Annotated in this window: 19 protein-coding genes and 1 pseudogene; all 20 read left to right on the top strand. The window is 71.0% G+C overall.

What is annotated here, in order from left to right:
* Positions 1 to 464: pseudogene (locus tag KPL78_RS08790) on the top strand (hypothetical protein); the annotation flags it as partial.
* A gap of 15 nt (positions 465 to 479) precedes the next feature.
* The gene (locus KPL78_RS08795; protein ID WP_255568803.1) at positions 480 to 2,420 is read left to right on the top strand and encodes a peptidoglycan D,D-transpeptidase FtsI family protein; all 1,941 of its coding nucleotides are present in this window, start codon (positions 480 to 482) and stop codon (positions 2,418 to 2,420) included.
* Between the two features lie 4 nt (positions 2,421 to 2,424).
* Positions 2,425 to 3,867 (top strand): UDP-N-acetylmuramoyl-L-alanyl-D-glutamate--2,6-diaminopimelate ligase, encoded by a 1,443-nt coding sequence (locus tag KPL78_RS08800; RefSeq protein WP_219763124.1) that lies wholly within the window; start codon positions 2,425 to 2,427, stop codon positions 3,865 to 3,867.
* Positions 3,864 to 5,234: a UDP-N-acetylmuramoyl-tripeptide--D-alanyl-D-alanine ligase gene (locus tag KPL78_RS08805; RefSeq protein ID WP_219762572.1), complete on the top strand. Its 1,371-nt coding sequence runs from the start codon at positions 3,864 to 3,866 to the stop codon at positions 5,232 to 5,234. The genes KPL78_RS08800 and KPL78_RS08805 overlap by 4 nt, the downstream gene beginning before the upstream one ends.
* On the top strand, positions 5,231 to 6,319 hold the full coding sequence (gene mraY, locus KPL78_RS08810) for a phospho-N-acetylmuramoyl-pentapeptide-transferase (RefSeq protein WP_219762573.1): 1,089 nt from the start codon (positions 5,231 to 5,233) through the stop codon (positions 6,317 to 6,319). Before KPL78_RS08805 ends, mraY begins: the two co-directional genes overlap by 4 nt.
* Complete coding sequence (gene murD, locus KPL78_RS08815) at positions 6,316 to 7,695, top strand: UDP-N-acetylmuramoyl-L-alanine--D-glutamate ligase (RefSeq protein WP_219762574.1); 1,380 nt, start codon at positions 6,316 to 6,318, stop codon at positions 7,693 to 7,695. The genes mraY and murD overlap by 4 nt, the downstream gene beginning before the upstream one ends.
* Positions 7,695 to 8,873, top strand: coding sequence for an FtsW/RodA/SpoVE family cell cycle protein (locus KPL78_RS08820; RefSeq protein ID WP_219762575.1), 1,179 nt, complete (start codon positions 7,695 to 7,697; stop codon positions 8,871 to 8,873). The genes murD and KPL78_RS08820 overlap by 1 nt, the downstream gene beginning before the upstream one ends.
* Before the next feature lie 8 nt (positions 8,874 to 8,881).
* Entirely contained in the window at positions 8,882 to 10,003 is a 1,122-nt protein-coding gene (gene murG / locus KPL78_RS08825) for an undecaprenyldiphospho-muramoylpentapeptide beta-N-acetylglucosaminyltransferase (protein ID WP_219762576.1), read from the top strand.
* Positions 10,003 to 11,445: a UDP-N-acetylmuramate--L-alanine ligase gene (gene murC / locus KPL78_RS08830; protein WP_219762577.1), complete on the top strand. Its 1,443-nt coding sequence runs from the start codon at positions 10,003 to 10,005 to the stop codon at positions 11,443 to 11,445. Before murG ends, murC begins: the two co-directional genes overlap by 1 nt.
* Before the next feature lie 2 nt (positions 11,446 to 11,447).
* Positions 11,448 to 12,410: a UDP-N-acetylmuramate dehydrogenase gene (gene murB, locus KPL78_RS08835; protein WP_219763125.1), complete on the top strand. Its 963-nt coding sequence runs from the start codon at positions 11,448 to 11,450 to the stop codon at positions 12,408 to 12,410.
* Complete coding sequence (locus KPL78_RS08840) at positions 12,407 to 13,333, top strand: D-alanine--D-alanine ligase (protein ID WP_219762578.1); 927 nt, start codon at positions 12,407 to 12,409, stop codon at positions 13,331 to 13,333. Before murB ends, KPL78_RS08840 begins: the two co-directional genes overlap by 4 nt.
* On the top strand, positions 13,323 to 14,225 hold the full coding sequence (locus tag KPL78_RS08845) for a cell division protein FtsQ/DivIB (protein ID WP_255568805.1): 903 nt from the start codon (positions 13,323 to 13,325) through the stop codon (positions 14,223 to 14,225). The genes KPL78_RS08840 and KPL78_RS08845 overlap by 11 nt, the downstream gene beginning before the upstream one ends.
* The gene (gene ftsA / locus KPL78_RS08850) at positions 14,222 to 15,517 is read left to right on the top strand and encodes a cell division protein FtsA (protein ID WP_219762579.1); all 1,296 of its coding nucleotides are present in this window, start codon (positions 14,222 to 14,224) and stop codon (positions 15,515 to 15,517) included. The genes KPL78_RS08845 and ftsA overlap by 4 nt, the downstream gene beginning before the upstream one ends.
* A gap of 58 nt (positions 15,518 to 15,575) precedes the next feature.
* The gene (gene ftsZ / locus KPL78_RS08855; protein ID WP_219762580.1) at positions 15,576 to 17,141 is read left to right on the top strand and encodes a cell division protein FtsZ; all 1,566 of its coding nucleotides are present in this window, start codon (positions 15,576 to 15,578) and stop codon (positions 17,139 to 17,141) included.
* 375 nt (positions 17,142 to 17,516) lie between these two features.
* Positions 17,517 to 18,461 (top strand): UDP-3-O-acyl-N-acetylglucosamine deacetylase, encoded by a 945-nt coding sequence (lpxC, locus tag KPL78_RS08860; RefSeq protein WP_219762581.1) that lies wholly within the window; start codon positions 17,517 to 17,519, stop codon positions 18,459 to 18,461.
* 80 nt (positions 18,462 to 18,541) lie between these two features.
* Positions 18,542 to 19,396, top strand: coding sequence for an outer membrane protein assembly factor BamD (locus tag KPL78_RS08865; RefSeq protein WP_219762582.1), 855 nt, complete (start codon positions 18,542 to 18,544; stop codon positions 19,394 to 19,396).
* A 19-nt stretch (positions 19,397 to 19,415) separates the two neighbouring features.
* Positions 19,416 to 21,092, top strand: a complete 1,677-nt coding sequence (gene recN / locus KPL78_RS08870) for a DNA repair protein RecN (RefSeq protein WP_219762583.1) — start codon at positions 19,416 to 19,418, stop codon at positions 21,090 to 21,092.
* Between the two features lie 121 nt (positions 21,093 to 21,213).
* Positions 21,214 to 21,633 carry a GNAT family N-acetyltransferase gene (locus KPL78_RS08875; protein WP_219762584.1) on the top strand — a complete coding sequence of 140 codons (420 nt, stop codon included), beginning with the start codon at positions 21,214 to 21,216 and terminating at the stop codon, positions 21,631 to 21,633.
* Positions 21,630 to 23,759, top strand: coding sequence for an NAD-dependent DNA ligase LigA (ligA, locus tag KPL78_RS08880; protein ID WP_219762585.1), 2,130 nt, complete (start codon positions 21,630 to 21,632; stop codon positions 23,757 to 23,759). The genes KPL78_RS08875 and ligA overlap by 4 nt, the downstream gene beginning before the upstream one ends.
* A gap of 62 nt (positions 23,760 to 23,821) precedes the next feature.
* A complete protein-coding gene (locus KPL78_RS08885; protein WP_219762586.1) occupies positions 23,822 to 24,262 on the top strand; it encodes an organic hydroperoxide resistance protein in 441 nt (146 codons plus the stop codon).
* Positions 24,263 to 24,332: the final 70 nt, after the last annotated feature.

The raw sequence follows: 24,332 nt of genomic DNA on the forward strand, positions 1-24,332 counted from the left end.
AGCGGCCCGCTGCCGCCGCGGTCGTCGCGGCAGCAGTCATCCCGGCAGCGGTCGCCGCCATCGCGCAGCCAGCGCCGACGCCGGCCGCCCCCCCCGCCGCCGCCGCGCCCGCTGCCGCGCCGGCCCCGGCAGTCGCGCCGACCCATCAGACGTCCCCCGTGGTCGCCGCGGCCGAAGCCCCGCGCGCCGAGCCGCCTGCCCCTCGCCCTGCCCCCGCCCCGCGCGTCGCGGCCGCCACGCCGCGTCCCGCGCAGCCAGCGGCACCGGCCGTGCAGCCTGCGCTGCATGTCCAGCGCCGCCCGCCGGCCCCGCCGCGGGCGCAGACCGTGGCGGCCAATATCCCGGCCCCGGCGGTCACCTCGTCGCTCGGCATGTCGTCCCTGGGCGGCGCCGCGACCCTCGCGCCGCCGGTGCCGATCGCCCGTGCGGCGGCGGCCTCGCTGCCGCCCGGCATGACGCGCTGAGGCGGCGCGCCGCCGATGAACCACATCCCCCAGCCCGAGAGCTTCCGCCCGCCCGAGCCGGATTCCATGCCGGCCGGCAGCTATGGCCTGCACCGGCCGGTCGCGCCCACCCAGCCTGAGGCCGCGCCGCGCGCCCTGGTGCGCGTGACGCAGCCGGATCTGATGCGGCGAGCGATCCTCGAACGCACGCGCGGGCGGCTGGTCATCGCGGCACTTGGCTTCTCGGCGCTGTTCGGCGCGGTGGCACTCAAGCTCGCCTTCGCCACGGTGCTGAACCCGGCGGATGCGCGGCGGGCCGCCGCCCTGTCGCGCCCGCCCGCCCCGCCGGCCGAGGCCCCCGTCGCCCGCGCCACCATCACCGACCGCAACGGGGAGATCATGGCGGTCTCCCTGCCGCTGACGGCGCTCTACGCCAATCCGCAGCAGATCGAGAATGCGGCCGAGGCCGCTGACCGGCTGCGCACGGTGCTGCCGAACCTCGACCGCGAACGGCTGATCCAGCGCATGTCGGGCGAACGGCAATTCGCCTACATCGCGCGCGCCCTGACGCCGCGGGAAATGGCGCAGGTCAACGCCCTCGGCATCCCCGGCCTGCACTTCGAGGAAGCCGAGCGCCGCTATTTCCCGCAAGGGCGCACCGGCGCCCACATCATCGGCGGCGTCGATGTCGATGGGCACGGCATCGCCGGCGTCGAGCGCCATTTCGACGGCCGCCTGCGCGACGATCCCTCGACGCCGCTGCGGCTGTCGCTCGACATCCGCGTGCAGCTCGCGCTGCGCGACGCCGTGCAGCGCGCCATCACCGAATACAATGGCATCGGTGGCGCCGGCGTGGTGATGGACGCCAATACGGCCGAAGTGCTGTCCATGGTGAGCCTGCCCGACTACGACGCCAACGATGTCGGCGCGGCGACCACCGACCAGCGCTTCAACCGCGTGACCGTCGGCGTCTATGAGCCAGGGTCGACCTTCAAGCTGCTCACCGCGTCGATGGCGCTGGAGAACGGGCTGCAGCCCTGGCAGGGCTACGATGCCTCCCGCCCGATCGTCGTCGGCCGGCATGCGATCCATGACTATCGCGGCAAGGGGCGCTGGCTCGCCCTGCCGGAGATCCTCGCCTATTCCTCCAATCTCGGCGCGGCGCACATGGCCGCCGCGGTGGGGGTCAACCGGCACCGCGAGTTCCTGCGCTCGATGGGCCTCACCTCCCGCCTGCGCATCGAGATCCCGGAGACGGCCCTGCCGCTCGTGCCGCCGCAGCGGAGCTGGCGCGAGCTCAACACCATGACCATCGGCTTCGGCCACGGCATCTCGGTTACGCCGCTGCATGTGGCGACCGCGGTCACCGCCATCGTCAATGGCGGCACCCTGCGCCAGCCCACCATCCTCGCCCAGCCGCCCGGCGCCCAGCGCGACGGCACGCGCGTGATCAGCGAGCGCACCTCTGAGCTGATGCGCCGGCTGATGCGCCTCGTGGTCACTGACGGGTCGGGCCGCGGCGCGGACGTGCCGGGCTACTTCGTCGGCGGCAAGACCGGCACGGCGCAGAAGACCGGTCCGCGCGGCGGCTACCTCGAGAACAAGCGCATCGCCGCCTTCGTCGGCGCCTTCCCGATCTACGCCCCGCGCTACGTCGTCTATGTCATGGTCGACGAGCCAAAGCCCAATGCGCGCAGCCACGGCTTCGCGACGGCAGGCTGGGTGGCGGCGCCGGCCGCCGGTATGGTCATCTCCCGCATCGCGCCGATCCTCGGCATGTTGCCCGAGCAGGCGACGCCCGAGATCACGCGCTCCACCGCCATGCCCATGAACGGCCGCGGCATCCCGGGCTATGTGCCGTTGCAGACCACGCCCGCGGCGAGCCAGGACCGCCCGGCCGCCCGCCCGGCCCGCCCCGCCTCCACCACCACCGTGCCTCGCCCGCCGCAGCGGGAGGCACGCCTTGAAACTCGGTGAGATCATGCGCCGCGCCGGCCTCACCGGACTGGCCGAAGACGCCGCCATCGCAGGGCTGACCGCCGACAGCCGCGCGGTAGGTCCCGGCATGGTCTTCGCCGCCCTGCCCGGCATGCACACCGATGGCCGCGCCTTCATCGCCGACGCGGTGGAACGCGGCGCGGCGGCGGTGATCGCGCCGGACGGCACCGAATGGCCGCCCGGCGTGCCGGTGCGGCCGCTGATCACCTCGGCCGATCCGCGCCGGACCCTGGCGCTGATGGCAGCCGCCTTCCATGGTGCACAGCCGCGCACCGTCGTCGCCGTCACGGGGACCAACGGCAAGACCAGCACGGTCGATTTCCTGCGCCAGATCTGGACCGCCACGGGCACGAGGGCGGCGAGCCTCGGCACGCTCGGCCTGGTGGCGGAAGGCTTCCCGCCCGGACCGTCGCTGACGACGCCCGATCCGGTGTCGCTGCATGCGACACTCGCCGCCCTGGCGCGGGCGGGTTTCGGCGCGGCGGCGATGGAGGCGTCCTCGCACGGGCTCGACCAGCGGCGGCTCGATGGCGTGGTGCTGGCGGCGGCGGGGTTCAGCAACCTGACGCGCGATCACCTCGACTACCATGGCGACATGGCGGGGTATCGTGCCGCCAAGCTGCGCCTGTTCGACACGCTGCTGCCGGTCGGCGCCGCGGCCGCGGCCTGCACCGAGATGGACGGCGAGACCCTCGCCGCCCTGCGCGCCATCGCGGCGCGGCGGCGCCTACAGTTGCTGACCGTGGGCGAGGCCGGCGAGGCGATCCGCCTGGTCGCCGCGCAGCCTCTGCCCGACGGGCTGGCCCTGACGGTCGAGGCCTTCGGCGCGAGATGGGAGATCCACCTGCCCCTGCCCGGCCGCTTCCAGGCGGACAATGCGCTGCTCGCCGCGGCACTCGCGGTCGGCGCCGGGTTGCCGGCGGATCGCGTGCTCGCCGCCCTGCCGGGGCTGCGGGGCGTGCGCGGCCGGATGGAGCGCGCCGTGGTGCTGCCAAGCGGGGCCGCCGTCTATGTCGACTTCGCCCATACGCCGGACGCGCTGGAGCGGTTGCTCGCCGCGCTGCGGCCGCATACGGCGGGGCGGCTGCATGTGCTGTTCGGCGCCGGCGGCGACCGCGACCCGGGCAAGCGCCCGCTGATGGGCGCCGCCGCGGCGGCCGGCGCGGATATGGTCTGGGTGACGGATGACAATCCGCGCAGCGAGGATCCCGCGACCATCCGCGCCGCCGTACTGGCCGGCGCGCCGGGCGCGATCGATGCCGGCGCACGCGAGACGGCGATCGCCGCCGCCCTGTCCGACCTGCGTCCGGGCGATGTGCTTGCCGTCGCCGGCAAAGGCCATGAATCCGGGCAGGAGATCGCCGGGATCAAGCACCCCTTCGACGATGTCGCGGTGGTCCGCCGCCTTGCGGGCGTCGCGCCGTGACGGCCTTGTGGACGGCCGAAGCGCTGCGCGCTGCCACCGGCGGGACGATGACACGCGACTTCGCCGTCCAGGGCGTGTCGATCGACACGCGCAGCCTGCAGCCGGGCGACCTGTTCGTCGCCCTGCGCGATGTGCGCGACGGGCATGACTTCGTTGCCGAGGCGCTGGCCCGGGGCGCCGCCGGCGCGCTGGTGGATCGCGACCCGCCCGGTGTCGCGCCGGGTGCGCCGCTGCTGCGGGTGGCGGACACGCTGGCGGGACTGACTGCGCTGGGCGCCGCCGCCCGGACGCGCAGCGCGGCGCGCTTCATCGCGGTCACGGGGTCGGTCGGCAAGACCAGCACCAAGGAGATGCTGCGCGCAGCGCTCGCAGCCAGCGGGCCGACCCATGCCGCCACCGCGTCATACAACAATCACTGGGGCGTGCCGCTGACGCTCGCGCGCACGCCGCGCGACGCCGCCTTCGCGGTGATCGAGATCGGCATGAACCATCCGGGCGAGATCGCGCCCCTCGCGCGCCTGGCCCGCCCGCACGTCGCGCTGATCACCACGGTCGAGGCCGCGCATATCGGCCATATGGGCAGCCTGGAGGCGATCGCGCGGGAGAAGGGTTCGATCGCAGAAGGGCTGGAGCCGGGCGGCATCGTGATACTGCCTGCCGACACGCCCATGCTGCCGATCCTGCGCGCGGCCGCCGCCGGCGCGCGCATCCTCACCTTCGGCGAGGGCGGCGATGCGCATGCGATCCGCGCCACCGCCGACATCGAAGGCAGCGATATCGAGGCGGATATCGCGGGGACGCGCATCGCGTTCCGCCTCGGAACGCCGGGGTTGCACATGGCGCGCAACGCCATCGCCGCGCTGGCCGCGGTGTCGGCCATCGGCGCCGATGTCGCGGCGGGGGCTGCGCGCCTCGCCGATTTCCGGGCCATGCCGGGCCGCGGCGACCGCCGCCGCATCAGCACGCCCGATGGCGGCACCGCACTGCTGCTCGACGAGGCCTATAACGGCCAGCCGCCCTCGATGCGCGCGGCACTGGCGCTGCTGAAGCTGCTGCCGGGCCGTCGCAAGATCGCGGCGCTCGGCCAGATGGGTGAATTGGGAGATTTTGCGGAGTCGGAACATCGCGCGCTGGCGCCGCATCTGCGCGACGCGGCGGATCTCGTTTTTGCCTGCGCGCCCCTGATGCGGCATACCCTCGCCGCGCTGCCGCCCGCCATGGTGGGCGGCTGGGCGGAAACCTCCTCCGAACTCGCCCCGATCGTCCGCGCCGCGTTGCGCGACGGCGACACCATCCTCGTCAAGGGCAGCCTCGCCACCGGCATGAAGGCCGTGGTGCGCGCGCTGACCGAAAGCCCTGCCGCATGATCTACAATCTCCTCACCCCCTTCTCCGAGGATTTCTTCCTCTTCAACCTCGCGCGCTACCATACCTTCCGTGCGGGCGCGGCGTGCCTGACCGCGCTGCTGATCTGCCTGATCTTCGGCGCGCCGATCATCCGCTGGCTGCGGTCCTTCCAGCGTGGCGGGCAGCCGATCCGCGATGACGGGCCGGAACGCCACCTGATCGAGAAGAAGGGCACGCCGACCATGGGCGGCGTGATGATCCTGACCGCGCTCGTCGTCTCGACGCTGCTCTGGGCCGATCTGCGCTCGGGCTTCGTCTGGGCGGTATTGCTGGTGACGGTGGGCTATGGCGCGATCGGCTTCGCCGATGACTGGCTGAAGGTGACCAAGCGCAACACCAAGGGCGTGTCGGGGCGCGGCAAGCTCTTCGCCCAGGCGGTGATCGGCCTGGTCGCGGCGCTGTGGATCACCGCGCTGATGCCGGGGCCGCTCGCCGACCGGCTGGCCGTGCCGGTGTTCAAGGAATTGCTGATCCCCTTCGGCGTGTTCTTCCCGCTGGTCGGCATGGTCGTGATGATGGGTGCGTCCAACGCGGTGAACCTCACCGACGGGCTGGATGGCCTTGCGATCGTGCCGGTGATGATCGCGGCCGCGGTCTTCGCGCTGATCGCCTATCTCGTCGGCAACCGCGTCTTCGCCGACTACCTGCAATTGAACTACGTGCCGGGCACGGGCGAACTCGCGGTGCTGGCCTCGGCGCTGATCGGCTCGGCGCTCGGCTTCCTGTGGTTCAACGCGCCGCCGGCGGCGGTGTTCATGGGCGATACGGGATCGCTCGCGCTGGGCGGCGCGCTGGGCGGCCTCGCCGTCGCGACGAAGCACGAGATCGTGCTCGCCATCGTCGGTGGGCTCTTCGTGGTCGAGACGGTGTCCGTAATGATCCAGGTCTTCTGGTTCAAGCGCACCGGCAAACGCGTCTTCCTGATGGCGCCGCTGCACCATCATTTCGAGAAGAAGGGCTGGGCCGAGCCAACCATCGTCATCCGCTTCTGGATCATCGCCATGATCCTGGCCCTCGTCGGCCTGAGCACGCTGAAGATCCGATGACTGCACCCCCGCCCCCCTTCACGCCATTCCTGGGCGCCCGCATCGCCGTCGTCGGGCTCGGCCGCGCCGGCCTGCCGGCGGCGCTGCGCCTGGCCGAATGGGGTGCGGAGGTCGAGGCGTGGGACGATGGCGAGACCGCGCGCAAGGCGGCCGAGGAAGCTGGCCTGACCGTGCGCAACCCGGCCGAAGGGAAGTTCCGCGCCGATGCGCTGCTGCTCTCCCCCGGCATTCCGCACATCCTGCCGAAGTCGCACCCCGCGGCGGCGGCAGCGCGCAAGGCGGGGGCGCCGATCCTGTGCGATGCCGAATTCCTCTATCGTGCCGTGCTGGCATCCCATGCCGGGGCACGCTTCGTGGGCGTCACCGGCACCAATGGGAAGTCCACCACCACGGCGCTGATCCACCACATCCTGACCGGCGCGGGACGCCCGGCGCAGGTTGGGGGGAATCTCGGCCCCGCGGCGCTCGGACTCAAGATGTTGGGGTCGGACGGCGTCTATACCCTCGAGATGTCGAGCTACATGTTGGAGCGAATCGCGACGCTGCGCTTCAACGTGGCTGTCATGTTGAACCTCAGCGCCGATCACCTCGACCGCCATGGTGACATGGCAGGCTATGCCGCTGCGAAGGCTCGGATCTTCGCGCGGCAGACGGCCGACGACGTTGCGGTGCTCGGCCAGGACGACGCGATGACGGCCGCGATGGGGCGGGGGCTCAAGCCGCGGATCGTGCCGATTTCGGGCACGACGGCCCAGAAGGGCGGCATCTGGGCCGCGGGGCGCATTCTGCGCGACGAGGCGGGCGTGATCCTCGACCTGAACGACGCGCCGACCCTGCCGGGGAGCCACAATGCGCAGAACGCGGCGGCCGCGTCGGCCGCCTGCTTCGCCCTCGGCGTGGCGCGGGACCAGGTCGCGGCCGGCCTGCGCTCCTATCCCGGACTGCCGCACCGCCAGGAACGCGTCGCCGAGACGGGCGGCGTCCTGTTCGTGAACGACAGCAAGGCGACGAACGCGGACAGCACGGCCCGCGCGCTCGCCTCCTATGACCGCGTCGTGCTCATCGCCGGCGGCACGGCGAAGGAAGGCGGGATCGACTCCCTGGTGCCGCTGTTTCCGCGCATCGCCAAGGCGTTCCTGATCGGGCGCGACGCGCCGATCCTCGCGAAGACGCTCGCCGAGCATGGCGTGGCGCATGAGATCGTCGGCATGCTCGATGCCGCGACGCGCGCGGCCGCCGATGCGGCCTTCGCCGGCGCCGCGCCGGTGGTGCTGCTCTCGCCCGCCTGCGCCTCCTGGGACCAGTTCACCGGCTTCGACGCGCGCGGCGACCGCTTCCGCGACCTTGCCCGCGCCATTGCCGAGGAGCACGCCTGATGGCCTTCTCCCGTGCCGACACCTCCGTCCTGGGCCGCTGGTGGTGGACGGTCGATCGCTGGACGCTGACGGCGCTGCTGGCGCTGATCGGCTTCGGCTACGTGATGATGCTCGCCGCCTCCCCGGCGGTCGCCGAGCGCATCGGCGCCTCCTCGCGGCACATGTTCTTCATCAAGCAGGTCGCCTATCTGATGATGGCGACCGCGCTGATGGTCTCGGTCTCACTGCTGTCCCCGCGCGGCGTGCGGCGCCTCGCGCTGATGGGCTTCGCGGCGGCGCTGCTGCTGACGGCCGCGACACTGGTCATCGGCGTCGAGATCAAGGGCGCGCGGCGCTGGCTGCCGATCCCGGCGCTGTCGCTGCAGCCCTCGGAATTCCTCAAGCCCTGCTTCGCCGTGGTCGCCGCCTGGCTGATCGCGGAAGGCAAGGCGCCGGGATCCCGCGTCTGGGGTGCCACCATCGCCATCGGGCTCTATGGCGTCATCGCCGTGATCCTCAAGGGCCAGCCCGACATCGGCATGCTGATCGTCATCTCGGCGGTGCTCTTCGCGCAGTTCTTCGTCGCCGGGCTGAACCTCTTCCTGGTCGGCGGCATGGCGGGCCTCGGCGTCGTCGCGGCTTTCGGCGCCTACATGATGTTCCCGCATGTGCAGTCGCGCGTGCAGCGCTTCCTCGATCCGACCTCGGGCGATTCCTATCAGGTCAGCGTCGCCATGGAGGCCTTCGCCAATGGTGGGCTGCTCGGCCGCGGCCCGGGCGAGGGCCGGGTGAAGAACGTGCTGCCCGATGCCCATGCCGACTTCGTCTTCGCCGTGGTGGGCGAGGAATTTGGCATGGTCATCTGCCTCGTCATCCTCGCGCTGTTTGCCTTCGTCGTCGTCCGTGGGCTCATGCGCCTGCTCGCGGAGAACGACCTTTTCGTCATGCTCGCCGGCACCGGGCTGCTGACCCAGTTCGGCCTGCAGGCCTTCGTCAACATGGCATCGACCCTGCACCTGATCCCGACCAAGGGCATGACGCTGCCCTTCGTGTCCTATGGCGGCTCCTCGGTGCTCGCCATCGCGATCGGTATGGGCATGCTGCTCGCCCTGACGCGCCGCCGGGTCGGCGCGCGCAGCGGCGAGATCACCGAGGACAGCTCCGTCGCGCCCGATCTGGCGACGGGAGCGGTGCGGTGAGGGGGCCGATGGTGAAGCCCATCGTCATCGCCGCCGGCGGCACCGGCGGGCACCTTTTCCCGGCCGAGGCGCTCGCCGCCGAATTGCTGCGCCGTGGCGAGCGAATCGCACTGATGACCGATGCGCGCTCCTCCGCCTATGACAGCGCCGCCTTCGCCAATGCCGAGCGCTTCGTGCTCTCCGGCGCCGGGCTGTCGGGGCGCGGCATGCGCCGAGCGGCGAAGGGCGCGATGCAGCTCTTGGCCGGTACCGTCCAGGCGCGGCGGCACCTTGGTCAGTTGAACCCCGCTGCGGTGGTGGGTTTCGGCGGCTATGCGTCCTTTCCACCGCTCGCTGCAGCGCGGCTGATGGGCGTGTCGCGCCGACCGGCGATCATACTGCATGAGCAGAACGCGGTGCTCGGCCGGGCCAACCGGCTGATGGCGCGCGCGTCTGACCTGCTTGCCCTGTCCTTCGAAGGCACCACCAACGTCCCGTCCGGCACGCGCACCGAGGTAGTCGGCAATCCGGTGCGCCCGGCCCTCGCTGCGCTGGCGGACCAACCCTATCCGCCGATCCCCGAGGGCGGCGTGCTGCGCCTGCTCGTCACCGGCGGCAGCCAGGGCGCGCGAATCTTCGCCGATGTCGTGCCGCCCGCCGTGGCCGCGCTGCCGGAAGCCATCCGCGCCCGCCTGCTGGTCACCCAGCAATGCCGCGCCGAGGACCTCGCGCGCACCGAGACGGCCTATCGCAAGGCAGGCGTCGTCGCGAATCTCGCGCCCTTCTTCCCCGACATCGCAGGCCGGCTCGCCACCGCGCATCTGGTGGTCGCGCGCGCCGGGGCCTCGACGGTCGCGGAACTGGCCTGTGCCGGCCGGCCTTCCGTGCTGGTGCCGCTGCCCTCCGCCATCGACGACCACCAGAACGCCAATGCCCGCGCCCTGGCCGAGGCCGACGCCGCCTGGGTCTATCCGCAGCCGGCCTTCACCCCGGCCGCCCTCGCCGAACGCATGACCGCACTCTTCACCGTGCCCGAGCGGCTCGCTTCCGCAGCCGCCGCAGCTTCCGCCCTCGCCCGCCCGCAGGCGGCGCGGGATCTTGCCGACCAGGTGCTGGCTCTGGCCCGCCGCGCGACGATGGGGGCCGCCTGATGCGCGCGCTGCCGCTCAATATCGGACCCATCCATTTCGTCGGCATCGGCGGCATCGGCATGTCCGGCATAGCCGAGGTACTGCACGTCCTGGGCTACCAGGTGCAGGGCAGCGACATCGCGGACAATGCGAATGTCCAGCGCCTGCGCGCCGTCGGCATTCCCGTCGCCGTCGGCCATGACGCGGCGAACCTGGGCGATGCGCAGGTCGTGGTCGTCTCCACCGCCGTGAAGCGCGACAACCCCGAGGTCGCGGCGGCCCGCAAGCGCTTCATCCCCGTGGTCCGCCGCGCCGAGATGCTCGCCGAGCTGATGCGCCTGAAATGGTCCATCGCCATCGGCGGCACGCACGGCAAGACCACCACGACGTCCCTGGTCGCCGCGGTGTTGGAAGCCGCGCGGCTCGACCCCACCGTCATCAATGGCGGCATCGTCAACGCCTATGGCACCAACACCCGCATGGGTGCCGGCGACTGGATGGTCGTCGAGGCCGATGAATCCGACGGCTCCTTCCTGAAACTTCCGGCCGTGGTCGCCGTCGTCACCAACATGGACCCCGAGCACCTCGACCACTGGGGCACCGGTGATGCCATGAAGGAAGGCTACGCCCAGTTCGTCGGCAACATCCCCTTCTACGGCTTCGCCGTGCTCTGCATGGACCACCCCGAGGTCCAGGCGATGATCCCGCGCCTGTCCGATCGCCGGATCGTGACCTATGGCTTCTCCCCCCAGGCCGATGTCCGCGCCGAGCGCGTCATCACCGACCGCATGGGCGCGACCTTCGAGGTGACGATCACCGACCGCGCCACCGGCCGGACGCGCACCATGAAGCCCTTCCGCCTGCCGATGCTGGGCCAGCACAACGTCCAGAACGCGCTCGCCGCCATCGCCATCGGCGTCGAGATGGATGTGGACGAGGCGACCATCCGCACCGCTCTGGCCGGCTTCAAGGGCGTGAAGCGCCGCTTCACCCGCACCGGCGAGGCCGGCGGCATCGCCGTGATCGACGATTACGGCCACCATCCGGTCGAGATCGCCGCCGTGCTGAAGGCTGCCCGGCAGGCCGGCGCGCGCGACGTGATCGCGGTGGTGCAGCCGCACCGCTATTCCCGCCTCGCCACGCTGTTCGAGGATTTCTGCACCTGCATGAACGACGCCGGCACGGTGATCGTGGCGGATGTCTACGCGGCCGGCGAACAGCCGATCGAGGGCGTGGACAAGGACGCGCTGGTCGAAGGGCTGCGCGCCCGCGGGCACCGGTCCGTCGTGCCGCTGCCGGGGCCGGACTCGCTGCCGGAGATGATCCACGCCATCGCGAAGTCCGGCGACTACGTGGTGTGCCTCGGGGCAGGGAACATCACGCAGTGGGCGCATGCACTGCCAGGGCAGTTGCAGGATCTGCAGCAGCGGTCGCGGGGGCGACTGGCCGGGGCGATGAAGTGATGATGGCCGCCGCCGCACTTGGAGAGGGGCGCCGCCCCTCTCCAAACCTCACCCCGCCAAAGGCCGAAAGGCCTTTGGAAACCTCGATTCCGCCCTTGAGGGGACGCATCGCTCATGATGCGCCGGTCGGGCCGCAGACCTGGTTCCGCGTGGGCGGGAATGCCGACACGCTGGTCCGGCCGGCCGATGCGGATGACCTGGTCGCGCTGCTGAAGGGACTGCCGGCAACCACGCCGCTCACCGTCATTGGTGCAGCATCGAACATGATCGTGCGCGACGGCGGGATCACCGGCGTGACCATCCGCCTCGCCCGCGGCTTCGGCGACATCACCGTGGAGGCGGACGGCATCGTCGCCGGCGCGGCGGCACTGGATGTCACCGTCGCGGAAACGGCGGCGCAGCACGCCCTGGGCGGCCTGGAATTCCTCGTCGGCATCCCGGGCACCATCGGCGGCGCCGTCGCCATGAACGCCGGCGCCTATGGCAGCGAGATCAAGGACGTTCTCGACTGGGCGGACATCGCGACCGCGAATGGCGTCATCCGCCTGAGCGCCACCGATCTGCGCTTCGCCTATCGCCGCGCGGAACTGCCGGCGCGCAGCGTCGTTGTCCGCGCGCGCCTCCGCGCCGCGTCGGGCGATGCCGCATCCATCGCCGCCCGGCTGAACGAGATCCGCACCGCGCGCGAAGCCACGCAGCCCGTCCGCGCCCGCACCGGCGGTTCCACCTTCAAGAACCCGCCCGGGGCGAAGAAGGCCTGGGAACTGATCGACGAAGCCGGCTGCCGCGGCCTGACCCGGGGCGCCGCCCAGGTCAGCGAGAAGCACTGCAACTTCCTGCTCAACCTCGGCGGTGCGACCGCGGCGGATATCGAGGCCCTCGGCGAGGAGGTCCGTGCCCGCGTCAAGGCGACCTCGGGTATCGAGCTCGACTGGGAAATTAAGCGCATCGGGAGGCCGGCATGACGCAGAAAGTGGCGGTTCTCTACGGCGGCAAGTCGGCGGAACGGGAGGTCTCCCTCTCCTCCGGGCGCGAATGCATCCTCGCCTTGCGTGAGGCCGGCTTCGAGGTCATCCCGATCGAGGTCACCGAAGATCTCACCGCGGTCATCCATGCCCTGACGCATCCGCGGCCCGACGCAGTCTTCAACGCCCTGCATGGCCGCTATGGCGAGGATGGCTGCATCCAGGGCGTGCTCGACTGGCTCGGCATTCCCTATACGCATTCGGGGCTGCGCGCTTCCGCGCTCGCCATGGACAAGGCGGCCGCCAAGGCCGTGTTCCGCGCGGCCGGCCTGCCTGTCGTGGACCATCGCCTCGTCACCCGCGACGAGCTTGAAGCCGCCGACCCCCTGCCGGTTCCCTATGTGGTGAAGCCGGTGAACGAGGGATCCTCGGTCGGCGTGCACATCGTGCTGAAGGGCAGCAACCAGCGCGCCGAGATCGCTCGCACCTGGCGCTATGGCGACCACGCCATGGTGGAGACCTATGTCCCCGGCCGCGAGCTGACGGTCGGCGTCATGGGCGACCGCGCGCTCGCCGTGACCGACATCCTCGCCGATGCCGGTGCCTTCTACGATTACGAGTCGAAGTATGCGGCGGGCGGATCGCGCCACGTCATTCCGGCGCAGATGCCGGAGGAAGACTACGCCCGCGCCCTCGACATCGCGCTGCGCGCGCACCAGGCGCTGGGCTGCCGCGGCGCCTCCCGCGCCGACCTCCGCTACGACGAGACCGCCGAGGGCAATCGCCGCATCGTCCTGCTGGAGGTGAACACCCAGCCGGGCCTGACGCCGACCTCGCTGCTGCCGGAACAGGCCGCCTATTGCGGCTTCCCCTTCCCCGCGCTGTGCGCCTGGATGGTGAAGGAGGCCCGCCATGGCGCGTGACCCCGTCCGCGCCGCGGCGCGCGAACGGCTCTCCCGCGCCTCCTCCGTGCAGAAGGCGCCGGAGCGGCCGTCCCGCACGCGCATCTGGCTGAAGCGGCGCCGCGCGCTGCTGCGTCCGGCGATCTATGGCGTGGTCGGCCTCGGCGTGCTGGGCGTGGCGTTTCTCGCTGTGCGCGCGGTCGATCCGGCCGGGCGCGTGCGCAGCCTCGCGGAATCCTTCTCCGGTGTCGGCGACGGGCTGGGGCTCGAGGTCCAGCAGGTCATCCTCGAAGGCCGGCGCAACACGCCGACCGACATGATCCGCGCGGCGCTCGGCGTCTCCCGCGGTGACCCGATGCTGGAATTCTCGCCCGAGGCCGCGCGCAGCCGCATCGAGACCATCGCCTGGGTCCAGCACGCCCATGTCGAGCGCCGCCTGCCCGGCACCATCCTGGTGCGCATCGACGAACGCCGCCCCTTTGCCATCTGGCAGAACAACGGCCAGTTCGTGATCATCGACCGCGAGGGCAAGGTCGTCGCCGCCGATGGGCTCGACCAGTTCGGGCCGCTGCCGCTGCTGGTTGGCACCGGCGCGGATACGAGCGGCCCCGCCCTCTATGACCTGCTGCGTGCGCAGCCCGAGGTGAACGAACGCGTCCAGGCCATGGTGCGCATCCATGAGCGGCGCTGGAACCTCCGTCTGCACACGGGGACCGACGTGTTGCTGCCGGAGGGCGCGGAGGCCGCCGCCATCCAGCGCCTCGCGGAGCTGCAGCGCGAGGCGCGCCTGCTCGACCGTCCGCTCGCCGCGATCGACCTGCGCCTGCCGGACCGGCTGGTTCTGCGCCCGACCCGCCAGGCGGAACCGGCCGAACAACCGGCGCAGCAGGCAACAAGGGCACGACGGGGATGAACCAGATGGCTCGCCTGCCCGCCCCCGTCGAGCCCGGCCAGCCGCAGCGCAAGCGTCGTCACGCGCGCAGCGGCACCTTCGGGGTCATCGATATCGGCTCGACCAAGGCGGTGTGCCTGATCGCGCGGATCGAATCCGACGGGTCGCCGCGCGTGCTCGGCTTCGGCTGGCAGCGCGGGCGCGGGGTGAAGGGCGGGTCGATCGTCGATCTGGAGGAAGCGGAACGCGCCATCCGCGCAGCCGTCGGCCAGGCCGAGGAAATGGCCGACACGCGCATCCCCGGCGCCATCGTGAACCTGTCCTGCGGCCAGCCCGATTCGCGCCAGCTCAACATCCAATGGGGCATCGGCGGCCGGGCGGTCACCGAGAACGACCTGCGCGCCATCCTCAACGAAGGCCGCCGCCGCACGGTCGAGGAAGGGCGCGAGACGGTGCATGCCATCCCGCTCGGCTTCACCGTGGATGCGACGCCGGGCGTTGACGATCCGCGCAGCATGATCTGCGACACGCTGGGCGCGCGGCTGCACATGGTCAGTGCCTCCCAGGCCTCGCTGCGCAACCTCGGCGCCTGCCTGATGCGCTGCGACCTGGAGGTCGAGGAGTTGGTCTCCGCCCCCTTCGCCGCCGGCCTCGCCACGCTGGTCGAGGATGAGAAGCAGCTCGGCGCCACGGTCATCGACATGGGCGGCGGCACGACCTCCCTCGCCGTCTTCAGCGAGGGGCACCTGGTCCACACCGCGCAGATCGCGGTGGGCGGCGGGCAGGTTACGAATGATCTCGCCACGGTGCTCTCCACGCCGGTCGCGCATGCCGAACGCATCAAGACGCTGCATGGCAGCGTGCATGGTGGTGCGGACGACGACCGCGAATTCCTCCCCGTCCCGCTGCTCGGCGAGGATGAGCACGCCATCGCCCGCATCCCTCGCGCCATGGTCGTCGGCATCATCAAGCCGCGCATCGAAGAGACCTTCGAGATGGTGCGCGATCGCCTCGATGCGGCGGGACTTGGCAAGGAAGGCGGCACGCGCGTCGTGCTGACCGGCGGCGCGAGCCAGCTCGTCGGCGTGCGCGAACTCGCCGCACGCGTTCTTGATCGCCAGGTGCGCGTCGGTCGTCCGCTCGCCGTGCGCGGCCTCGCCGAGGCCGCGTCGGGCCCGGCCTTCGCCTCGGCAATCGGCCTGCTTCTGTGGGGCGCCGGCGAAGGCCGCCCCGTGCTCGACATCGCACCCGGCCCCGCGCGGGCCGGGGGTGCATTCCGCCGCTTCGTGAACTGGGTGAAGGACCGAGTCTGATGTCGGTACTCGCCACGAATCGAAGCGATCGCGTAGAGACTCTTCAGGAGGCCCGCCCATGACCCTCAACCTGACCGTTCCGACGAACACGCACACGGATTTCAGCCCGCGCATCACGGTCGTCGGTGTCGGCGGCGGTGGCACGAACGCGGTCAACAACATGATCGCGATGGGGCTCGACGGGGTCGAATTCCTCGTCGCCAACACCGACAGCCAGTCGCTGTTCCACTCGCGCGCCGAACGGCGCGTGCAGCTCGGGCCGCATCTGACGCAGGGCCTCGGCGCCGGCGCGAAGCCGGAGATCGGCCGCGCCGCGGCGGAAGAGGCGATGGAAGAGCTCGCGCGCCACATCGAAGGCGTGCACATGATCTTCATCACCGCCGGCATGGGCGGCGGCACCGGCACGGGCGCGGCGCCGGTCATCGCGCGCATGGCGCGCGAGCGCGGCATCCTGACCGTCGGCGTGGTGACCAAGCCCTTCGACTTCGAAGGCCCGAAGCGGAAGAAGTCCGCCGATGCGGGCATCGAGGAACTGCAGTCCTTCGTGGACACGCTGATCGTCATCCCGAACCAGAACCTCTTCCGTCTGGCCAATGAGCGCACGACCTTCCAGGAAGCGTTCAAGATGGCCGACAACGTCCTCTACATGGGCGTGCGCGGCGTGACCGACCTGATGGTCAACCCGGGCATGGTCAATCTCGACTTCGCCGACATCCGCACCGTGATGGCGGAGATGGGCAAGGCCATGATGGGCACCGGCGAGGCCGAGGGCGAGGATCGCGCCCGCAAGGCCGCCGAGGCCGCCATCAACAACCCGCTGCTCGAGGACATCTCGATGGCGGGGGCGAAGGGCGTGCTGATCAACATCACCGGCGGCCTCGACATGACGCTGTTCGAGGTGGACGAGGCGGCCAACCGCATCCGCAAGGAAGTGGACGAGGACGCCAACATCATCTTCGGCACCTCGGTCGACGATGGCATGAACGGGCGGGTGCGCGTCTCGGTCGTCGCCACCGGCATCGACCTGGTGGTGCAGGAAGAAGCGGTGAAGCCGAAGCTCGTCGTCAATGGCGGTGCGCCGGTCGCCGCCGTGGCGACGCAGTCGGTGGGTCCTGCCTCCGCGCCGCGTTCGGCCGCGCCGCCGTCCTTCGTGCGGCCGGTGGTGGCGGCGCCTGCCGTTGCCATGCCGGCGATGCGCCCCGCGGTGGTCGAGGCCGCGCCGGAGCCTGTCTCCTACGAGACGCAGCAGCCGGAACTGTCCGCCGTGCCGGCGATGGAGCAGCCGGCGCCGGTGATGATGAACGCCGCGCCGATGGCTCAGCATGAGGCGATGCCGCAGATGCGCCCGGCCGTGGTCGACGCGCAGCGTGCCCCCGCCGGCGGCGGCTTCCGGAACCTGTTCCAAAAGGCGACCAATCTCGGCAGCATGATGCGCCGCACGCTGCCGGACGCCCCGGCCTCGGTGCCGCAGCACCACGCCGCGCCGACGGTGCGGATGGAGCCTTCGGTCGGTGCGCCGCAGACCGCCGCCCCGGCGCGCCCGGCCCCGCGCCCCGCGCCGCAGCAGCACCAGGATGAGATGGGTCTCGAGATCCCCACCTTCCTGCGTCGCCAGAGCAACTGATCCCGGACGAGGCACCGCCTCGTCCTTCCGAGCTCGCTCAACCGCCGTGTCCGCCAGGGCACGGCGGTTTTTCGTGCGCCGGCGCAACCTTGCTCCGCCGACGGTCGATAACGGCAGAGGCGGACGCGCCCCGGTTGTGTGGTGCGGAAGGCAGCGACGCGGACCTCGCCTTGATTCTGCCCCATTCCGCGTCGCACCATCTGTTTATTTTCAATGGCTTACAACGAAATATAGAGAAACAAGGCTTGAATAGCATCTCGCATCGCACAGTGCTTGTTTGAGACTGGGTGTTAACCCCGACGTGCTCCCGCCCGGTTCGCAAGGATCGTTGCGGAAGACACGACAGGGCGAGGCCTCGGAAAGGCAGCAGGATAGATGGACGGTTTCATCACGGCAGAGACGGGGCGACGCAGGACGCTGAAGGCATCCATTGGATGCGTCGGCGTGGGCCTGCATTCCGGCCGCCGTGCTTCCGTCACCCTGCATCCTGCCGCAGCCGGCACCGGTATCGTCTTCCGCCGCTCCGACCTCGGCATCGAGGTCCCGGCGCTGTTCGACCGCGTGACCGACACCCGGCTCTGCACCGCGATCGGTGAGGGCGAGGGCCGCATCGGCACCATCGAGCATGTCATGGCGGCCCTCGCCGGCACCGGCATCGACGACGCGATCGTCGAGGTCGATGGCCCCGAGGTGCCGATCATGGACGGCTCGGCGACCCCCTTCGTCTTCCTGATCGACTGCACCGGCATCGTCACCACCGCCGCCCCGCGCGAGACGATCGAGGTGCTGCGCCCGGTGCGCGTCGAGGATGCTTCCGGCGCCTTCGCCGAGCTGCTGCCGGCGCGCGAGGCCGCCTTCGACGCCGATCTCGAGATCGATTTCCCGAACACCGCGATCGGCCGCCAGACGATCGGACTGCGCATCACCCCGCGCAGCTTCCGCGAGGCACTGGCCGATGCCCGCACCTTCACCCTCGCCGAGGATGTGGCGCGGCTGCGCTCCGTCGGGCTCGCCCAGGGCGGCAGCTTGGCGAACGCCGTGGTGGTGGATGGGCCGATGATCCTCAACCCGGGCGGGCTGCGCCGCGCGGATGAGTTCGTGCGGCACAAGCTGCTCGACGTGGTGGGCGACCTCGCCCTCGCCGGCGCGCCGCTGCATGCCCGGTTTCGCGGCAGCCGCTCGGGCCATGCGCTGAACAACCGCCTGCTGCGCGCGCTGTTCGCCGACGCTTCCGCTTGGCGTTTCGCCGGTATTCCTGCCTTCGCCGAGGGCGTTTCCGCCTCCCCTCTGCGCGCCGCCGCGGCCCCGGCCGTCGCCTGAGCCTCCCCCCCTGTGCGGGGCGGCTTGGCGGGTTCGCCCCACCGCATGATATAGAGCGGCGCGACTTCATGGCTGCCGAGATGATCCGTCGATTCCTGCCCCTCCTCCTGGTCGTAGTCCTGGCTGCCTGCGGCGAAAGCAATCGCTTCCGCCAGGGCACCGGGGCTGATCCTTCGCTGACCGCCACCACCACGGCGCCCGCGGACGCGGCCGACCAGTCCGCCGAGGCGCTCTACGCTGCCGGCATGCAGGAACTGCGCGCCAATCGCTACCAGCGCGCCGTCGACCTGTTCGACGCGGTGGAACGCGAGCATCCCTATTCCACCTGGGCGACCAACGCCAAGCTGATGGCCGCCTACACGGAATATTACCGGAACCGCTATACCGAGGCGATCGGCGCGCTGGACCGCTTCATCCAGCTCCATCCGGCGCATCGCGACATCGCCTATGCGTATTATCTGCGCGCCCTCGCGCAGTATGAGCAGATCAACGATGCCGAGCGCGACCAGCAGCAGACCATCGTCGCCATGACGGCGCTGCAGGAAGTGGTGAACCGCTTCCCGGACACCGCCTATGCCCGCGATGCGCGCCTCAAGATCGACCTCGCCCGCGACCACCTGGCGGGGCGTGAGATGCATGTCGGCCGCTGGTATCAGCGCCAGGGCCTGACGACAGCCGCGATCGGCCGCTTCCGCCGCGTGGTCGACGAATACCAGACCACCAACCACGTCCCCGAGGCGCTGCACCGCCTGACTGAGATCTACATCTCGCTCGGCCTGACGGATGAGGCGCGGCGCACCGCCTCGGTGCTCGGCCACAACTACCCGGGCAGCCCCTGGTACCAGGATTCCTATGCGTTGCTGGTCGAAGGCGCACCGGGCGCGGGTGACAACCGACCGGGCTTCTTCACCCGCACGCTCAACTGGCTGTTTTAGCGCGGGCGCCGGCGGCACCGTGCTCGCCAGCCTCGCCATCCGCGACGTGGTGCTGATCGAGCGCCTGGACCTCGCCTTCGGTCCGGGCCTCACGGCGCTGACGGGCGAAACCGGCGCGGGCAAGTCCATCCTGCTCGACAGCCTCGGTCTTGCGCTCGGCGGCCGCGCCGAGGCCGGCATGGTCCGCGCCGGCCAGGCGCAGGCCTCGGTCGCCGCGGCCTTCCACCCGCCCGCCCAGCATCCGGCCTTCGACATCCTGCGCGAGCAGGGCATCGAGCCGGAGGAGGACCTCGTCCTGCGCCGCGTCGTGCAGGCCGATGGCCGGTCCCGCGCGTTCGTCAACGATCAGCCCGTGGGTGTGGCGCTGCTGCGCCGCCTGGGGGCGACGCTGGTCGAGGTGCAGGGCCAGCACGACCAGGTCGGCCTTGCCGATCCGGCGAGCCATGCCGGCCTGCTCGATGCCTTCGGGGGGCTGGAGCCGCGCCGCACGGCCACCGCCGGGGCCTGGTCCGCCTGGCGCGCCGCGACGAAGCGCCTGACCGAGGCGCGCGAGGCCATCGCCGCCGCGCAGCGCGAGGAGGAATGGCTCCGCCACGCGGTCGCTGAACTCAAGGACCTTGCACCGGAGGAAGGCGAAGAGGACCGTCTCGCCGCCGAGCGCCAGCGCCTCCAGCAGGGCGAGCGCCGCGCGGAGGCCATCGCCGCCGCCATCGGCGAGTTGACGCCCCGCGACCGCCGCGCCGCGTCCCCATCCCGCGCCCTGCGGGAGGCCGCCCGCGCCCTGGAACGCCTACCCCCGCCCAATGAGGACGCCCAGCCGGCCCTCCAGGCCCTCGCCGCCGCCCAGGACGCGCTGGCCGAGGCGGAATCCGCCCTGACCCGCCTGATGCAGGAAGGCGGGCCCGATCCGCGCCGGCTGGAAGTTGTCGAGGAACGCCTCTTCGCGCTCCGTGCCGCCGCGCGGAAGCACTCCGTCGCGGTAACCGACCTGCCCGCGCTCGCCGCCGATCTCCGCGCCCGGCTGGAAGCCCTCGATGCCGGGTCGGGGCGCGTCGCCGCCCTCGAACGCGACGAGGCCGCGGCGCGCAAAGCGTATCTCGCGGCTGCTGCGGCGCTGACAGAGGCCCGCCGGGAGGCCGCGTCCCGGTTGGAAAAGGCCGTCGCGAAGGAATTGCCGCCACTCAAGCTCGATCGCGCACGGCTGTCGATCGACATCGCGGCGAAGGATGAAGCCGCCTGGGGACCGGACGGGCAGGACCGCATCGCCTTCCTCGTCGCGACCAACCCCGGCCAGACGCCAGGGCAACTCGCCAAGATCGCCTCGGGCGGCGAGCTCTCGCGGTTGATGCTCGCGCTGAAGGTCGTGCTGGCCCGCGGGTCGCCCGTGCCGACCCTGGTCTTCGACGAGGTCGATTCCGGCATCGGCGGCGCCACCGCGGCCGCGGTGGGCGAACGGCTCGCCCGCGTCGCGGAGCGCCTGCAGGTGCTGGTCGTCACCCACTCGCCTCAGGTCGCCGCCCGCGGCGCGGCGCATCTGCGCGTGGCGAAGAAGGTGAAGGGTGAACGCGCCGAAACGCGCGTCGAAACCCTGCCGGACAGCGAGCGGCGGGAAGAACTCGCGCGCATGCTCGCCGGCGAGAAGGTCACGGACGCGGCACGCGCGGCCGCCGAGAGCCTGCTCGCGGATGGGCGCTGACAGCAGAAAGGTCGGGGGAGAGAACTCCCCCGAACCCCCTCCTTTTTCTGACTCTCCGCCCTCGCAGACGGTCGGTGTCAGGCAGGCCGAAGCGCGTGATGCCGTGCCGCTTCATGGCCTGATGAGGGCGCTGAACCGCACCGAAGGGAACCCTGCGGATCTGCTGACCGTCGAGGCGCTGCGACGCGATCTGATCGGCAGCGCCATGGTCGTTGTCGCAGAACGACACGACGGCACGCTGGTCGGCTACGCCACCGGGCATGCGACCTATGAGACCGGGCACGCCGAAAAGGGCGTCTATGTCGGCGATCTCTATGTCGCGCCGGACCATCGGCGACGCGGCATCGCCCGCGCCTTGCTCGCCGCCCTGGCACGTGCTGGACATGCGGCAGGCGCGCGCCATCTCTGGCTGACGGCCCAGGAGACCAACACGGCGGCGCACGCCTTCTATCGGCGCCTCGGCAGCAAGGGTGAACGCGTGATGGCCTTCGCGGTCGTGTCCCAGGACTTCCTGAACCTCGCCGCGGAGACGCCGCGATGACCACCCCGCGCAGCATCGACGTCCAGGCCCTGACCGAGGAGGAAGCCGCCACCGAACTCGCCGCGCTGGCCGCCGAGATCGCGCATCACGACGCGCTCTATCACGGCAAGGATGCGCCGGAGATCAGCGATGCCGACTACGACGCGCTGGTGCTGCGCAACCGCGCCATCGAGGCGCGCTTCCCGGAGCTGATCCGCAGCGACAGCCCGTCCCGCCGCGTCGGCGCCGCGGTGTCCGACGGCTTCGCCAAGTCGCGCCACGGCGAGCCCATGCTCTCGCTGAACAACGTCTTCAGCCCCGAGGAATTCGCCGAATTCTGCGCGTCGATCCGCCGCTTCCTCGGCCTGAAGGCGGAGGAAGCCCTGCCCTTCGTCGCCGAGCCGAAGATCGACGGGCTGTCGATCAACCTGCTCTACGAGAACGGCGCCTTCATCAAGGGCGCGACGCGCGGCGACGGCACGGAAGGCGAGGACGTCACGCAGAACCTGCTGACCATCGCCGAGGTCCCGCGCCGGCTGCACGCACCCTATCCCGCGCGCATCGAGATCCGCGGCGAGATCTTCATGGACAAGGCGGATTTCCTCGCCTTCCGCGCGGCGCAGGAAAAGGCGCTGGAGGAACGCGAGGCCCGCCGCACGCGCGGCGAGAAGCTCGGTGATGCCGTCGTCGTGCCGGCCAATCCGCGCAATGCGGCGGCGGGATCGGTGCGGCAGCTCGACCCGCGCATCACCGCGTCACGCCCGCTGAAACTGTTTGCCTATGCCATGGGCGCGGCGAGCGAGGCACCGGCGGAGACGCATCACGGCTTCCTCGAACGGCTGAAGCATTGGGGCTTCCATGTGAACCCGCTGTCGAAGCGCCTCGCCGACGAGCAGGAAGCGGCCGCCTTCCAGCAGAGCATGGGCGATCAACGGGCCGCGCTGCGCTATGATATCGACGGCGTCGTCTACAAGATCGACCGGCTCGACTGGCAGCGGCGCCTCGGCTTCGTCGGCCGCGCGCCGCGCTGGGCGACCGCCTGGAAGTTCCCGGCCGAACAGGCGACGACGAAGCTGCTCGATATCGAGATCCAGGTCGGCCGCACGGGGGCCCTGACGCCGCGCGCGGTGATGCAGCCCGTCACCGTGGGCGGCGTCGTCGTGCGCCACGCGACGCTGCACAATGAGGACGAGATCGCACGCAAGGATGTGCGGATCGGCGACACCGTTGTCCTTCAGCGCGCCGGGGATGTTATCCCGCAGATCCTCGGCGTGGTGCTGGACAAGCGCCCGGCGGACGCCGTGCCGTTCGACTTCCCCGACCACTGCCCAGTCTGCGGGTCCCACGCCATCCGCGACGGCGAGGACGTGGTCCGCCGCTGTACCGGCGGCCTGACCTGCGATGCGCAGGTGGTCGAACGCCTCAAGCACTTCGCCTCCCGCCGCGCGATGGATATCGAGGGGCTGGGCGAGGAGAACATCCAGAAGCTGTTCGACGAGAAGCTGGTCCACAGCCCCGCCGACATCTTCCGCCTGCACGCGAAGCGCGACGCGATGCTCGCCTGGGAAGGGTGGGGTGAACGCAAGGTGTCCAAGCTGCTCGACGCCATCGAGGCGCGGCGCCACGTCCCGCTGGAACGCTTTATCTTCGCCCTCGGCATCCGCCGCATCGGGGAGCAGAACGCGAAGCTGCTCGCGCGCCACTACCACACGCTGGCCGAGTGGCGGCAGAAGATGATCGACGCGCATGTGATCGGGTCCGAGGCGCGCGAGGAGCTCGGGTCCATCCAGGGCATCGGCCCCGCCATCGCCGACGAACTGATCGAGTTCTTCGCCGAACCCCGCGCCCTCGCTGCCCTGGACGACCTGGCCGCCGAGGCGATGCCCCTCGCGGCCGAGGTCGCGGCGGCCTCCGACAGCCCCTTCGCCGGCAAGACCCTGGTTTTCACAGGCACACTCGAAACCCTGACGCGCGACGAGGCCGAGGCGCAGGCCGAACGCCTCGGGGCGAAGGTCACCAAGTCGGTATCGAAGAAGACCGATTTCGTGATCGTCGGCGCGGATGCCGGCTCCAAGGCCGCCAAGGCCGCGGAACTGGGGATTCGCGTGTTGTCCGAAGCCGAATACCGCGACATGGCAGGTCTGTGACTGGGTTGCCGGTCGCGACCTAGACCCCACCTGCCCCTGACGTCACACGACAGGAGGTCCCCATGGTGGACAAGATCGACCCGAAATTCACCGCCACCGCCAGCGCGACGGGCGGCCGCAACGGCCACACCGCGACCGATGACGGGATCGTCTCGGTCGATCTGTCCGTGCCCAAGGCGATGGGCGGCCCCGGCAAGCCGGACACCGCGACGCCCGAGCATCTCTTCGCCGCCGGCTACGCCGCCTGCTTCGGCGGCGCGGTCGATTTCGTTGGCCGCCAGCACAAGGTGAACGCGGCCAACGCGAAGATCACCGCAGCAGTCTCGATCGGCCCGCGAGAGGGCGGCGGGTTTGGCCTGTCCGTCGTGTTGACGGTGGAGGATCCCTCCGTGCCGCAGGCGACGCTCGAGACGCTGGCCCAGGAAGCGCATGCGAAGATCTGTCCCTACTCCCACGCGACACGGGGGAATGTGGACGTCGCGCTGTCCGTGAAGGGCGGCTGAGCGTTGGAGAGGGGCCCTGCCCCTCTCCAAACCTCTCCCTGCCAAAGGCCACAAGGCCTTTGGAAACCTT

It is taken from the genome of Roseomonas alba (assembly GCF_019430885.1).
Classification (GTDB): Bacteria; Pseudomonadota; Alphaproteobacteria; order Acetobacterales; family Acetobacteraceae; genus Neoroseomonas; species Neoroseomonas alba.